Origin of the sequence: Collimonas rhizosphaerae, assembly GCF_038896935.1 — a bacterium.
GTDB lineage: Bacteria > Pseudomonadota > Gammaproteobacteria > Burkholderiales > Burkholderiaceae_D > Collimonas > Collimonas rhizosphaerae.
The window spans coordinates 1-13,505 of record NZ_JBANDC010000006.1; the positions used below are offsets into that span (position 1 = coordinate 1).

The following is a 13,505-nucleotide window of genomic DNA, read 5'->3' on the forward strand; positions in this document are numbered from 1 at the left end:
TCACAAATCAGCCTCTTTCCTACCTCAGCTGCTTCGTTCATTTCGCGTCGTTCTCAACGGGAGGCGAACTATAGCAACCCTCCTTCTTCCCCGCAAGCCCTTTGTTAAATATATTTTCATTTACCTGCTTTTACCCAGGTTCCACTGCACGATCGACTCGCCGCCACTGGTGGTTTTGGGTACTGGCCGGAACGCATGGCCGTAGACGATTTCAAAAGTGAGCGGCAATTTGCCGTCCGGCCGGCGCCCTGCTTCCAGCGCGGCTTTGATACGGGCCCCGGCGGCGCGCCCCAACAAGCCGCGGCCTCGCGTCGCCAGCGGATTGCCGCCCCAGGCGCGGACATCGGCCAGCAATTTCTCCACTGTGTCATAAGTAACCGTGATGCTTTCCATGTCCATGACCGGCGTCGAGAAACCGGCATTGACCAGCATGTCGCCAAAATCATGCATGTCGACGAAAGGCAGTACGTGCGCGCCGTCATCGACGCCGGCAAAAGCATTACGCAATTCTTTGAATGTGTCGGGGCCGAAGCAGGAGAACATCAGCAAGCCATCCACCCGCAATACGCGGCGCCACTCGGCGAACACCCGGTCTGGCTGCGGATGCCAGTGCAGGGCCAGGTTGGACCAGACCAGGTCGACCGTATTTGGCGCCAGCGGCAGCTGCGCAAAATCGCCGCACACAAGGTCGGACGCCAGTTCATCGCTGTTGCCGGTAAACGGCAGCCACTTCTTTAACAGGCGATTGACCGACAGCTGCGCCGTCTGGCGCTGCTCTTTTGCCATCGATAGCATGGCGGCAGACGCATCCAGTCCGATAATGGCGGCTTCGCTGAAGCGCTGCTGCAACGTATAGATATCCGGGCCGGCGCCGCAACCGGCATCCAGCACGCGCTGCGGGGCAAGTTTCACCAGGGCAAGACGCTCATGCATGCGGCTTGAAATTTCACGGCGCATGAATTCGGATTCGCGCACCAGCGCAGGCTGGGCAAACAGCCGGCGTACCCGGCGCAGGTCGATCGGCGCACTTTGACTGGCTTCAAAAGGAGGGAGTGAGGTAGACATCGGAATCCGGCAGGTGAGATGAAATGCGATAATCGCCAGTAGTTTACACGCTTGATAGCCTGTAGGCTGAGCGTACCGACATCCATCCGACCAGAACGGGATCCGCCCAGTGTTATTTCCCCAATTACGCCATTGGCCGCGACAGCAACTAGCCCGCATCCTGGCGGCCATGCCGTCCTGCTGCGCACTATGCGGGCGCAACGGCAAGCGCATCATTTGCGATGGCTGCAGCGGGCGCTATTTTTCCAGCGGCCAGCCGCGCTGTAACCAATGCGCAAATCCGCTGCCCCGGTACGATGGCCATGGCCCGGTGTCATGCGGCAATTGCCTGAAACAGCCGCGCGCCTTCGACGCCACCATCGCAGCCTGCGACTATGGCGCGCCGGCGGACCAACTGGTCCTGGCGCTGAAATTCGGCGGCCGACTGGCGCTGGCGCCCGTATTTGCACACATGTTGTGCGACGCCAGCCGCATCAGCGATCATCAGGGCCTGCCGGCGGATTTGCCGGATATCATGACGGCCGTGCCGCTCAGCGCCCAGCGCCTGCAGCAGCGCGGTTTCAACCAGGCGCTGGAAATAGCCAAACCCCTGGCGCGCCTGCTTGGGCTAGGCTTGCAGCACGGCTTGCTGTTGCGGCAACGCGATACCTTGCCGCAGTCGCTGGCGCCGGACCTGGAACAAAGGCGCCGCAACCTGCGCCAGGCGTTTATCGTGCCGCCGGCCGCCATCGCGCAGATACGCGGCCGCCACATAGGCGTAGTCGATGATGTCATGACTACCGGCGAAACACTGCATGCGCTGGCGCAAACGCTACGCCGGCATGGCGCCCGCCGCATTACCAATTTTGTGTTTGCAAGGACGCCATGACCATTCTTGCGATCCATTGATTACCATTGATTACATACGTTAGGAGAATCACGTTGTTCCACGTCGTACTGGTTGAACCGGAAATACCGCCGAATACCGGCAACATCATCCGCCTGTGCGCCAACACCGGTGCGCAATTGCATCTGATTGAACCACTTGGCTTTCCCCTGGATGACAGCAAGATGCGCAGGGCCGGCCTGGATTATCACGATTACGCCACCATGCAGGTGCATGCCGGCTGGGATGCCTTCGTAACCAGCATGCGCGCCGCCGGCGCCTACGATCCTAGCCGCATGTTCGCCATGACCACCCACGGCTCGACGCCGTTTGCCGATCTCAGCTTCCAGCCAGGCGATGTCTTTGTATTCGGCTCGGAAACGCGCGGGCTGGACCCGGCATTGCGCGAATCATTTGCCCCCTCGCAGCGCATCCGCCTGCCGATGCGGCCCGATAACCGCAGCCTGAACCTGTCCAATACCGTGGCGGTCGTGGTGTATGAGGCATGGCGCCAGAACGGCTATAGCGGCGGAGCCTGAATCGATTTCACTTGATAAAGAGACAACCGCGCTGCGATTGTTATAATCCATCATCTTGCAAATAAGCATGATGTTTCCAGTCACCGCATTTTCTTCGATTTGCCGTTGGTATTTCCCAAATTAATCAGAGGTCCATCATGTCTTTACGTTCCGTTTCCCTGCTTTTCTGCGCCCTCGCCCTCGGTGTCTCCGCCCATGCGCATGAATACGAACTCGGCAGCCTGCACATCGGCCATCCCTATGCACGCGCCACGGTGCCAGGCCAGCCAAGTGGCGGCGCCTTCCTGAGTATCGAAAACAAGGGCAAGGAGGCGGACAAATTGATAGGCGTCAGCTCACCGGCCGCCAAAAGCGCCGAGATCCACACCATGGCGATGGATGGCAATGTCATGAAAATGCGTGAAGTCGGCGAGATTGCACTACCGCCGGCGAGCACCGTCGACATGACGCCGGGCCACGGCTATCACATCATGCTGATGGGCCTGGCGCAGCCGTTGAAGGCTGGCGACAAATTTCCGCTGACGCTGACCTTCCAAAAAGCCGGCAAAGTTGAAGTATCGGTATACGTCACCGACCTGAGCGGCAAGGCAGCCGACGCGCCGCACCAGCACTGAAGACAAACGATGTACGCATAAAAAAAGCGCGGAATCCGCGCTTTTTTTTCATCTTGCCGATGCCGACGATTGACGATCAGGAGCCTTGGCGCACTTTGTCCAGCAACTTGCTGGTCGAGCGGTCATGCGCAAATGGGATCGCCACCACCTGCCCGCCATATGCCAGCACCGCCTGTCCCTCTGGAATGGCGTCCATCTGGTAATCGCCGCCTTTGACATATACCCCGGGCCGCGCTTCCTGCACGACTTCCAAGGCAGTATCTTCATCAAACTCAACCACCAGGCTGACGGCTTCCAGCGCTGCCAATACGGCCATGCGGTCGGCACAGGCATTGATCGGCCGGTCGTCGCCCTTGCCCAGGCGCTTGACCGAGGCGTCGGTATTCACCGCCACCACCAGTGCAGCGCCCTGCTCGCGCGCCTGCGCCAGGTATGTGACATGGCCACGGTGCAGGATATCGAATACGCCGTTGGTCAGCACCACCGGCTGCGGCAAGGCGGCCACACGGGATGTCAATTCAGCGCGGGTGCAAAGCTTGGTTTCAAATTTAGGCATGGCGAATATGAAAAAGCCGCAACAGCTGCGGCTTGGAATCAAACAGATTGTCTGCGGTCGCGGCGGCGCCAAAGCCTGGCGCCGTCACATCAGGCTGCCGGAGCAGGCGTCAAGGCAGCAAGGCGGGCCACGACTTCCTTGCGATAGCGGTTCAGTTCCTGCACCGTATCGAAAGTGCGTTCAAACAGCAAAGACATATTGTGCAGGATGCGGTCGACCACCTTCTTTTCCCACACGCCGTCGAACTTGATCTGATCGTCCAGCCAGCGCTCCAGCCACTCCGGGTCCGGCAGGCGGCTCTGCACCGTGTCGTTCGGGAACAGCGACTGGTTCACGTGCAGGTTGGTCGGGTGCAGCGGTTTTTCGGTACGGCGGGCCGACGCCATCAACACGCCGATCTTGGCGAAAGCGGCAGAAGCGCTGTCGCCCACTTCAGACAAAGCCTTCTTCATGTAACGCAGGTAAGCGCCGCCATGGCGCGCTTCGTCCTGGCTGATGATCTTGTAGATCTGCTTGATGACAGGCTCGGTGTGCCAGTCGGAGGCGCAACGGTACCAGTGGTTGAGGCGGATCTCGCCGCAGAAATGCATCATCAGGGTTTCCAGCGGCGGCGCCGGATCGAATTCGAAACGCACTTTGTCCAGCTCGGCTTCGGTAGGCACCAGTTCAGGGCGGAAACGGCGCAGGTATTCCATCAGCACCAGGGAATGCTTCTGCTCTTCAAAAAACCAGACCGACATGAAAGCGCAAAAATCGCTGTCGCCGTGGTTATCGCGCAAGAACATCTCGGTTGCAGGCAGCGCCGACCATTCCGTAATCGCATTCATACGAATAGTTTGAGCTTGTTCGTCGGACAGCTGGGAGGCGTCAAACTTGTCCCATGGAATATCGGTCTCCATGTTCCAACGGACTTGTTCCAGCGATTTAAACAGTTCTGGATACAGCATACATACCTTAAGCAAGTGAGTTAACTGTTCGATTTTACCAAGAATTTGTTACAAGACCGTTTATAAACCGGCTGACGGCCGAGTTTTTCCTGAAAATCCTGCTCAAATCACAACAAAGTCAAGGTATCACTTAGAGTTTTCCATCCAAGCACCGATCTTTAATCATCGCACGTATCCGACGCGAGTCAAGCTATCCAAAAACCAGGCTTGTCATTACATTATTTCGAAACAACCTTGGCCTTGCCTGAGCGCGGAACTGCCTTGTCGCCGGCAGCCGTACCGTTTTTCTTGCCGGCGGGCTTGGATGCCGCATTGCTTGCTTTGCTGCGCGGCTTGGCTGCCGGCTTCGCCTCGGTTTTCGCCGGCATGGCCATTTTTTCCGCCGCGGCTACGCTATTGACGGCTTGCTTGAACTGGTTCTGCAGCAAATCCCACCAGGCGTTGGAATTGCCCAGCGCAGGTTCCGCCATGCCGCTTGCCGCGGGCGGGCTTTCAGCTTCAGCCGCCGGCGCAGCTTGCGCTGGCGGAGCAACTGGTTCCTGCACCGGGTTCATGAATGAAAACGGAAAGCCTGCCGCAGCCGCCCATGCGCTTGGACCGGGTTCGGCATCGCCGCTGTCTTGCCGATCCGCGCTGGCCTGATTGACTGCCGCCATTGCCTGCAGCGCGGAAATGGTCCCGCTCTGCACTTCAAGCGCCTGTATCGTGGTGCGCAACATGTTCAGGTTGAGATTCAGCCACGACTCCACGGCTTTCAGGTCGCCGATCTTCTTGTTGATTTCTTCCACCGACAAGGTAGGAACAACCATGCCCGGCACGCCCATGCCGCCCCACATTTTCTTGATGAATTCGAGACTATCCTGCATTGCGTCGGCTCCTGGAATACTAGAACGGCTCATCACTTATCTCCTTCAGAGATCATTTATCTACAACAGCTATCGACTTGCGCCCGGGGTCGAAGCCTCATCCTGCGGACGCCGCATCTGGCAAGTACTGGGCGTCGCCGTTGCCGCCGGCGCCAGGTAACGTTCGGTCTTGAAGCCGTAGCCGCTGCCTTCATTATCAAACCGGATACCGCCGTCGGCAAGCCTTTGCATCACGGCCACGTACAAAGGCTGTATCAGCTGATGATCGCTGGCGCGCATGCTGGCTTCATGGAATCGGCTCTTGTACTGCGCTCCTTCCAGGGCTCGCGCCACGGCGATCGCGTCAATGGTCCGGGCTTTTTCGATGGCGGTTGCCAGCATGTCGATCATGACATCCATACGCAAAAACAGATAGTCATCTTTTGGCTGCGGATAACGCTGCCGGAAACTGCGGTAAAACGCATCGCTGGCGGCATTGCCATCGACCGCGTTGGGGTGCCATTCCGCCACAGCGCGCACCGTGCCCACGCCGGCATCGCCGATGGCTGCCGGCGCTCCCAGGCTATTGGCATAGAAAGTGTAGAACTTGAGATGCAGCCCCGCCTCTTTCGCGGCTTTCACCAGCAAGGTCAGGTCGTTACCCCAGTTGCCGGTGATAACCGTATCGGCGCCGCTGGCGCGGATCTTGGCGATATAGGGCGCAAAATCCTTGACCTTGCCGATCGGGTGCAACTCATCGCCGACTATCCTGATATCCGGCCGCGCCGCCTGCAGCTGCCGGCGCGCAGCCTTGGCGACCTGCTGGCCGAAACTGTAGTCCTGGCCGATCAGGTAAACGCTTTTTGCCTTGCTGTCGGTTTTGATGACATCCACCAGCGCCTGCATGCGCATGTCGGCATTGGCGTCAAAACGAAAATGCCAGAAGCTGCATTTTTCGCCGGTCAAGACCGGATCGACCGCCGAGTAGTTCAGGAACAGCACCCGATTATCCGGGCTGCGGAGGTTATGCTTGTTGATCGCATCCACCAGCGCGCCGGCAACCGCGGAGCTGTTGCCCTCCAGCACGAACGGGATTTTCTGGTCGGTCAGTTGCTTCAGCTGCAATAACGCGTCCTCCACGCCTTGCTTGCTGTCAAACACGGTCAGGCTCAACAAATGTTTGCCATCTGGCAAGCGCACGCCGCCTCGCGCATTCACCTGCTCCACCGCAAACCGGATATTGCGCTCTACCGCTTCGCCCGCATTGGCGAAAGGCCCCGACATGCCTTCGATCATGCCAAGCCGGATCGGCGGCAAACCGGCCGGCGCGGCGGATGCGGCCGGCGCCTGGGCGCCCGTGGCCAGCGCGAATGCCAGGGCGACGCTGGCAGCATGGGGGAAACGGTAAGGCATCGGCGATCATTCTTGTTTGATGTAAATACAATATTTTACGTGGTTTATCGCCCGCCTCACTGTTGCCAAGCTTAATCCCGGCGGATACGTTTACACTATGCGGATGTCGTCTTCTTCTGCACCATCCACAACGCCGAGCTATCCCTTTGCCAGCCGTAGCCGCTGGCTATGGGTGCTATTGCTCACCTTGTTGCTGCACATACTCCTGATCGCCTGGGGCAACCGCCAATTCGGCGTGCCGGTGCCGGTCAACCGCCCCGAACCCGTGATAATGGCCAACCTGACGCCTTTGCCAGCAGTCGAAAAACCGGTGCTGTTGCCCCAGGAGCCGAAGCCCAAGCCCAGCACCAAGCCAGCCCCCAAGGCAGCGCCAAAACCGCGGCCGGCCCCCGAACCGGCAGTGGAAGTGCCGGACACGCCCATCAGGGAAACCGTGACGCCGATCGTCAGCGCCGAGCCGGCCGCTCCGGCATCAACCGATCCGGCGGTTGGCACGGCTGCGGCTAGCGCCGCCACTCCGCCGGCAACCGAACCAGTGGCGCAAGCCGAGGCGGCGCCCGCGGCCGGCAAGCACTACCAGACCAGTCCACCGCCGTCGGCAGAGCTGAAATACAATGTAGAAGCCTTGCAGAAGGGCCAGAATTATCACGGCAGCGGCAAAATCACCTGGCAAACCGATGGCGGGGGCTACACCATCAACGGCGAGGCCGGCGCCCTGTTCATTACCGTCCTTGATTTCAAAAGCGAAGGCGAAATCAACGGTTTTGGCATAGCGCCGGTGACTTATACGCAAAAACGCTTCCGCAAACCTGCTACCCAGACCATTTTTCATCGTGAACTGAACAACATCATTTTTTCATCGTCGCAGAACAGCTATCCACGCAGCGGCGGCGAACAGGACCGCGCCAGCGTGGTCTGGCAACTGGCCAGCATCGGCCGCGGCGACAGCGCGCAATTCGCTGCAGGTGCGGTGATCGACATATTCGTTGCCGGTCCGGTGGATGCGGAAACCTGGCGCATGCAGATCATCGGCCAGGAAAAGATTACGGTCGGCGGCGACGATTTCGACGCCTGGCATGTAATTCGCATTCCACAGGCGGGCTCGCATGAGCAACGCCTAGATATCTGGCTGGCGCCGCAACAGGAATGGTATCCGGTCAAACTGCGCTTTACCGAAACCAACGGCGACTATCTGGACATGTCGCTGTCCAAGATGAAACGGCTGGATACGGCATCGGCAAATTGATCTGCCTGAGGCATCGGATCAAGTATTTTGAAAACGGCATCATTTTTTTGGAAAACCATGAAACCATCCTTACTCCGCCTATCCCTGGCCGCCGCACTGTGCTGCAGCATGCTGACAGCTTCCGCAGCGGCCACCGATCACTCGGCGAGCAAGTACAAGATAGACCTGCCGCCGTCGGCTGACCTGACTTACGCGATCCAGGCCAAGCAGAGCGGCATTACGCTGGGCGGCGAAGGCAGCGTCAAATGGCAGGTGGACGACAAGCGTTTCAGCGTCAAGTCGGAAACCCGCGCCATGCTGTTTGGAAAAATCCTCGAAGCTTCCAGCGAAGGCGCCATCGACAGCTTTGGCCTGGCGCCGACCCAATTCGTCAACAAGCGTTTTCGCAAGGAAGCGACCACCACCACCTTCCATCGCGATAGCGGCACCATCGGCTTTTCCGAATCCAGCGAGAGTTATCCGATAAAAGGCGGCGAACAGGATCGCACCAGCATCATCTGGCAACTGATTTCGGTGGCGCGGGCAGCGCCGCAGCAGTTCAAGCCAGGTTCCGACTGGACCTTCTTTGTAGCCGGCATGCGCGATGCAGAGCCGTGGACGTTCAAGGTCATCAGCACTGAAAAAATCAAGACGCCGCTGGGTGACCTGGATACAGTCCACATTTTCAAGGCGCCGCCGCCGGACGCCAAGGACCAGCAGCTGGACATCTGGCTGGCGCCGTCCCTGGAATGGTATCCGGTGCGCTTGCGGTTTACCGATCCGAACAAGGACTTTGTCGAACAAACCCTGCAGCAGGTCAGCAACAAGGCCGGCAAATAAGCCTGGAATCAAGGCATGCAATCCCTACTTGAATCTCTTTGAACAGTAAATCACATGACTACACCAAACGGCGCCATCGTCCTGTTTAGCGGCGGCCAGGACTCCACTACTTGCCTGGCTTGGGCTTTGTCACGCTATGAGCGGGTCGAGACGATCGGCTTCGACTACGGCCAGCGGCATGCGGTCGAACTGACCGTGCGCCCGGTCCTGCTGCAGAAAATCCGCGCCCAGTTTCCGCAATGGGCCGGCAAGCTGGGCGAAGACCACTTGATCGACCTGTCGCTGATTTCGAAAATTTCATCGACCGCGATGACCGAAGACGTTGAAATCGTGATGCAGGAAAACGGCCTGCCGAATACCTTCGTGCCAGGCCGCAACCTGCTGTTCATGACGGTAGCGGCCACGGTTGCCTATCGGCGCGGCTTGAATGTGCTGGTGGGCGGCATGTGCGAAACCGATTTTTCCGGCTATCCCGATTGCCGCGACGACACCATGAAAGCCTTGCAGGTGGCGCTGAACCTTGGCATGGCGACCCAGCTCAAGCTGGAAACACCATTGATGTGGATCGACAAGTCGGAGACCTGGAAACTTGCGCAGGACCTCGGCGGCGACGCCCTGGTCGACCTGATCCGGGCCGACACCCATACCTGCTACCTGGGCCAGCGCGGTGCGCTGCATGACTGGGGTTATGGCTGCGGCACCTGCCCGGCTTGCGCCTTGCGTGCGCGGGGATATCAGCAATTCAGGCAAGCCGCCGGCGCCTGATCCATCCGCGCACCGGCGCACAAATAAAAACGGCCGGCAGATATTCATCTGCCGGCCGTTTTTTATCGTGTTCGATCAAGCTGCGATCGAGCGCGACAACTCCGCCTTATGTTCCGGCGTGGGATGACCGAACTGATTGAGCAGCTGCGTTTCCTTGATGCGTGCTGCGGCCAGGTGCCGTTCCTTGACGTGGCCGTAACCGCGGATTTCCTCCGGGACGCTGGCGATTGCCACGGCAGCAGCCAGGTTATCTGCAGTCAATTGCGGCAACAAGGAAGCAACGATTTCCTTGTAGTGCACGATCAGGCCGCGCTCCTCCTTGCGCTCAGCCGTATACCCGAAAATGTCCAGGGCGCCGCCGCGCAGGAATTTCAATTTGGCCAGCAGGCCAAAAGCACGCATCATCCACGGGCCGAATTCCTGCTTGATCAGATGGCCGTGCACATCGTGCTTGGCCAGCAGCGGCGGCGCCAGGTGGAACTTGAGCTTGTAATCGCCTTCAAACATGCCGGCGATCTTGGCCTTGAAAGCACCGTCGGTATATAAACGCGCTACCTCGTATTCATCTTTGTAGGCCATCAGCTTGAACAGGTAGGTAGCAACCGCCAGGCTCAAGCGCTGTGCGCCACGTCCGCTTTCGGCGTGAGGCAGCTGCGCTTCGGCTGCCTGCACCTGCTCGACGAAGACGCGATACTGCTCCGCATATGCCGCATCCTGGTAAGACGTCAGGATAGCGACGCGACGCTTGACCAGTTCATCCAGGTTCGGTGCGCGCTTGAATTCAATCACCTGCGCCGGCGTATCGCTGAGGCGGGTACGTTTTTCCAGCCCAGCCAGGTCGCAAGCCGCGGTACGGCCCCAGACGAAGGCTTGCTTGTTGAAGGCGACCTGCAAGGCGTTCAATTCAATCGCCCGCATCAGCGATGCCTCTAGCAACGGCACCCAGCCTTTTTGCCATGCATAACCGAGCATGAACATGTTGGTGGCGATGGCGTCGCCCATCAAGGCGGTGGCAATGCGGCCGGCGTCGATGAATTCCACGCGGTCGCTGCCGCACGCTGCGCGTATATCCTGCTCTGCGGCGGCATCGGGGAACTGCCAGTCCGGATTCTTGACGAAAGCGGCGGTAGGCGTGCGGGTTGCATTGATCGCAGCGAAGGTGCGTCCCTCGCCCATGCGCGACAAGGCATCGCGGCTGGCGCTGACAATCGAGTCGCAGCCGATCACCAGGTCGGCATCGCCGGTGCCGACACGGGTCGAGTAGATATCGTCGGGATGATCGGCCAGCCGCACATGCGACATCACCGGCCCGCCCTTTTGCGCCAGGCCGCTCATGTCCAGCACCGAACAGCCTTTGCCTTCGACGTGGGCAGCCATGGCCAGGATCTGGCCGATGGTCACCACGCCGGTGCCGCCGATGCCGGTCACCAGGATGCCGAAAGGTTTTACCGTATTCGGCAGGACCGGCGACGGCAGGCTGGCCACAGGGGCCGCAGCTGTCGCCGGCGTCGCGGCAATTTTGGCCGGCTTCTTCAAGCTGCCGCCTTCGACCGTGACGAAACTCGGGCAAAAACCGGTGACGCAGGAAAAATCCTTGTTGCATGAAGACTGGTTGATCTGCCGCTTGCGGCCGAATTCGGTCTCCAGCGGTTCCACCGACAGGCAATTCGATTGCACGCTGCAATCGCCGCAGCCTTCGCATACCGCTTCATTGATCACGGCGCGTTTGGCCGGGTCCGGATATTCATTGCGTTTCCGGCGGCGGCGTTTTTCCGAAGCGCAGGTCTGGTCGTAAATCATCGCCGACGTGCCGCTGATCTCGCGCAGTTCACGCTGCACGGCGTCGAGTTCGCTGCGATGGCGGATGGTGACGCCTGGCGCCCAGTCGGTGCCGGCGGCGTATTTGTCCGGCTCGTCGGTCACCACGATAATCGGCGTCACGCCTTCGGCGGCGATCTGGCGCGAAATCATGGCTGGGTCGAGCGGGCCATCGAAAGCCTGGCCGCCGGTCATGGCGACCGCATCGTTGAACAAGATCTTGTAGGTGATGTTGACCTTGGCTGCGACCGAGGCGCGGATCGCCAGCAGGCCGGAGTGGAAATAGGTGCCGTCGCCCAGGTTGGCGAAGACGTGTTTTTCAGATGTAAATGGCGCCTGGCCGACCCAGGTCACGCCTTCGCCGCCCATATGGGTAAACGTCGACGATTCCCGGTCCATCCACAACACCATGTAGTGGCAGCCGATACCTGCCAGGCCACGACTGCCGTCCGGCAGCTTGGTAGAGGTATTGTGCGGGCAGCCGGAACAGAAATGCGGGATGCGGTCCTTGTTCGGATCGGGCTTGCTGCTGATATTGAGCAACGCTTCCTTGGCTTCCAGGTATGCGACCCGCTGCTGCACCCGCTGCGCCACCGGATGGCCGGCGAAGTACTTCGAAATGCGCGTCGCAATCGCCCTGGCGATCTGCGCCGGATTCAATTCGTAGGTCGCCGGCAGCAGCCAGTCGCCATGGCCTTCGCCGCTGCGGTTGCTCCATTCGCCGGTATCGTCGAACTTGCCGACTACGCGTGGCCGGACATCGTCGCGCCAGTTGTACAGTTCTTCCTTGACCTGGTATTCCAGGATCTGGCGTTTTTCTTCCACCACCAGGATTTCTTCCAGTCCTTGCGCAAATTCGCGCACGCCTTCCGCTTCCAGCGGCCAGGTCATGCCGATCTTGTACAGGCGGATGCCGATGTCGCGCGCCACGCTTTCATCGATGCCGAGGTCGGCCAGCGCCTGGCGTGTATCCAGGTAGGATTTGCCGGCGGTGATGATGCCGATCTTGGCAACCGGGCTGTCCCAGATGATCTGGTTGAGCTTGTTGACGCGCGCATAGGTCAGCGCGGCATACCATTTGTAGTTGTTCATCCGCGCTTCCTGTCCCAGCACGGTGTCCGGCAGGCGGATGTTCAAGCCGTCCGGCGGCAGTTCAAGATCGGCAGCGGTCGGCAGGACGATCTTGACGCGGTCCGGATCGAGATCGACCGAAGCGCCGGACTCGACCAGGTCGGTCACGCATTTCATCGATACCCACAGGCCGGTATAACGGCTCATGGCCCAGCCATGCATGCCGTAATCGAGGTATTCCTGCACCGAGGACGGGTACAGCACCGGGATGCCGCATGCTTTCAGGATATGTTCGCTTTGATGGGCGGTGGTCGAGGATTTTGCAGCATGGTCATCGCCGGCCAGCACCAGCACGCCGCCATGCTGGGAAGTGCCGGCCATGTTTGCATGCTTGAAGACGTCGCCGCAGCGGTCAACGCCGGGCCCTTTGCCGTACCACATGCCGAATACGCCGTCGTATTGGGCGCCCGGAAACAGGTTCACCTGCTGCGTGCCCCAGACACTGGTTGCTGCCAGGTCTTCGTTCATGCCGGGATGGAACTTGACGTGGTGCGCGTCGAGGTATTTTTTTGCCTTGGCGGCGGTCATGTCGACGCTGCCCAGCGGCGAACCGCGATAGCCGGTAACAAAGCCGGCGGTGTTCAAGCCTGCCAAGACATCGCGTTGCCGTTGCAGCATCGGCAAGCGGATGATGGCCTGTGTGCCCGTCATGAAAGCACGGCCACGCTCCAGTGTAAATTTGTCATCCAGGGAAATGCCGTCAGCTTCAGACGCTTGCGCCGATTGTGTAGGCAGCAAGGCTTGCGCCGATTTGAGTGGTGCGTTCATTCAGTCTCCGTGCCAAAAATTATGTTTTTGATTGCACTGCGTGGAGGTTATCCTACGCGGTAAAACGTCTTCGCCTTGTGGGCAAACCGTCCTGTTTTTTTACTGCTCATTGCG

At 59.5% G+C, this 13,505-nt stretch carries 12 protein-coding genes; 6 read left to right on the forward strand and 6 right to left on the reverse strand.

Annotated features, from left to right (window positions below; all coding sequences use genetic code 11):
* Positions 1-120: 120 nt before the first annotated feature.
* Positions 121-1,065 carry a methyltransferase domain-containing protein gene (locus V8G57_RS09860; protein ID WP_342829236.1) on the reverse strand — a complete coding sequence of 315 codons (945 nt, stop codon included), beginning with the start codon at positions 1,063-1,065 and terminating at the stop codon, positions 121-123.
* A gap of 109 nt (positions 1,066-1,174) precedes the next feature.
* Between V8G57_RS09860 and V8G57_RS09865 the strand changes: the two genes are divergently transcribed.
* From V8G57_RS09865 to V8G57_RS09875, 3 genes are all read left to right on the forward strand, one after another.
* On the forward strand, positions 1,175-1,933 hold the full coding sequence (locus V8G57_RS09865) for a phosphoribosyltransferase family protein (RefSeq protein ID WP_342829237.1): 759 nt from the start codon (positions 1,175-1,177) through the stop codon (positions 1,931-1,933).
* Positions 1,934-1,986: 53 nt separating this feature from the next.
* Positions 1,987-2,469 carry a tRNA (uridine(34)/cytosine(34)/5-carboxymethylaminomethyluridine(34)-2'-O)-methyltransferase TrmL gene (gene trmL / locus V8G57_RS09870; RefSeq protein WP_092395128.1) on the forward strand — a complete coding sequence of 161 codons (483 nt, stop codon included), beginning with the start codon at positions 1,987-1,989 and terminating at the stop codon, positions 2,467-2,469.
* Between the two features lie 137 nt (positions 2,470-2,606).
* A complete protein-coding gene (locus V8G57_RS09875; RefSeq protein WP_092395131.1) occupies positions 2,607-3,083 on the forward strand; it encodes a copper chaperone PCu(A)C in 477 nt (158 codons plus the stop codon).
* 76 nt (positions 3,084-3,159) lie between these two features.
* On the opposite strand, the gene rfaE2 is transcribed toward V8G57_RS09875, so the two are convergent.
* From rfaE2 to V8G57_RS09895, 4 genes are all read right to left on the reverse strand, one after another.
* Positions 3,160-3,639 (reverse strand): D-glycero-beta-D-manno-heptose 1-phosphate adenylyltransferase, encoded by a 480-nt coding sequence (rfaE2, locus tag V8G57_RS09880; protein ID WP_092395134.1) that lies wholly within the window; start codon positions 3,637-3,639, stop codon positions 3,160-3,162.
* A gap of 89 nt (positions 3,640-3,728) precedes the next feature.
* Positions 3,729-4,586 carry a ferritin family protein gene (locus V8G57_RS09885; RefSeq protein WP_342829239.1) on the reverse strand — a complete coding sequence of 286 codons (858 nt, stop codon included), beginning with the start codon at positions 4,584-4,586 and terminating at the stop codon, positions 3,729-3,731.
* A gap of 218 nt (positions 4,587-4,804) precedes the next feature.
* Positions 4,805-5,485: a PhaM family polyhydroxyalkanoate granule multifunctional regulatory protein gene (locus V8G57_RS09890; RefSeq protein WP_342829240.1), complete on the reverse strand. Its 681-nt coding sequence runs from the start codon at positions 5,483-5,485 to the stop codon at positions 4,805-4,807.
* 36 nt (positions 5,486-5,521) lie between these two features.
* Positions 5,522-6,844 (reverse strand): branched-chain amino acid ABC transporter substrate-binding protein, encoded by a 1,323-nt coding sequence (locus V8G57_RS09895; RefSeq protein ID WP_342829241.1) that lies wholly within the window; start codon positions 6,842-6,844, stop codon positions 5,522-5,524.
* Positions 6,845-6,947: 103 nt separating this feature from the next.
* Here V8G57_RS09895 and V8G57_RS09900 point away from each other — a divergent pair, with 103 nt between their 5' ends.
* The 3 genes from V8G57_RS09900 to queC are packed head-to-tail and all read left to right on the forward strand — an operon-like array spanning position 6,948 to position 9,674.
* Positions 6,948-8,090, forward strand: coding sequence for a DUF3108 domain-containing protein (locus tag V8G57_RS09900; protein ID WP_342829243.1), 1,143 nt, complete (start codon positions 6,948-6,950; stop codon positions 8,088-8,090).
* Between the two features lie 57 nt (positions 8,091-8,147).
* Positions 8,148-8,909, forward strand: a complete 762-nt coding sequence (locus tag V8G57_RS09905) for a DUF3108 domain-containing protein (RefSeq protein WP_342829245.1) — start codon at positions 8,148-8,150, stop codon at positions 8,907-8,909.
* 54 nt (positions 8,910-8,963) lie between these two features.
* Complete coding sequence (gene queC / locus V8G57_RS09910) at positions 8,964-9,674, forward strand: 7-cyano-7-deazaguanine synthase QueC (RefSeq protein ID WP_342829246.1); 711 nt, start codon at positions 8,964-8,966, stop codon at positions 9,672-9,674.
* Between the two features lie 75 nt (positions 9,675-9,749).
* Here the strand turns inward: queC and V8G57_RS09915 are convergent, their stop codons facing one another.
* A complete protein-coding gene (locus V8G57_RS09915; protein WP_342829247.1) occupies positions 9,750-13,391 on the reverse strand; it encodes an indolepyruvate ferredoxin oxidoreductase family protein in 3,642 nt (1,213 codons plus the stop codon).
* Positions 13,392-13,505 lie beyond the last annotated feature (114 nt).

What these genes read in the sequence shown, in the direction of transcription:
- V8G57_RS09860 (WP_342829236.1), bottom strand. Translation starts at nt 1,065, where the DNA reads ATGTCTACCTCACTCCCTCCTTTTGAAGCCAGTCAAAGTGCGCCGATC.
- V8G57_RS09875 (WP_092395131.1), top strand. Translation starts at nt 2,607, where the DNA reads ATGTCTTTACGTTCCGTTTCCCTGCTTTTCTGCGCCCTCGCCCTCGGT.
- rfaE2 (WP_092395134.1), bottom strand. Translation starts at nt 3,639, where the DNA reads ATGCCTAAATTTGAAACCAAGCTTTGCACCCGCGCTGAATTGACATCC.
- V8G57_RS09885 (WP_342829239.1), bottom strand. Translation starts at nt 4,586, where the DNA reads ATGCTGTATCCAGAACTGTTTAAATCGCTGGAACAAGTCCGTTGGAAC.
- V8G57_RS09890 (WP_342829240.1), bottom strand. Translation starts at nt 5,485, where the DNA reads ATGAGCCGTTCTAGTATTCCAGGAGCCGACGCAATGCAGGATAGTCTC.
- V8G57_RS09895 (WP_342829241.1), bottom strand. Translation starts at nt 6,844, where the DNA reads ATGCCTTACCGTTTCCCCCATGCTGCCAGCGTCGCCCTGGCATTCGCG.
- V8G57_RS09900 (WP_342829243.1), top strand. Translation starts at nt 6,948, where the DNA reads ATGTCGTCTTCTTCTGCACCATCCACAACGCCGAGCTATCCCTTTGCC.
- V8G57_RS09905 (WP_342829245.1), top strand. Translation starts at nt 8,148, where the DNA reads ATGAAACCATCCTTACTCCGCCTATCCCTGGCCGCCGCACTGTGCTGC.
- queC (WP_342829246.1), top strand. Translation starts at nt 8,964, where the DNA reads ATGACTACACCAAACGGCGCCATCGTCCTGTTTAGCGGCGGCCAGGAC.
- V8G57_RS09915 (WP_342829247.1), bottom strand. Translation starts at nt 13,391, where the DNA reads ATGAACGCACCACTCAAATCGGCGCAAGCCTTGCTGCCTACACAATCG.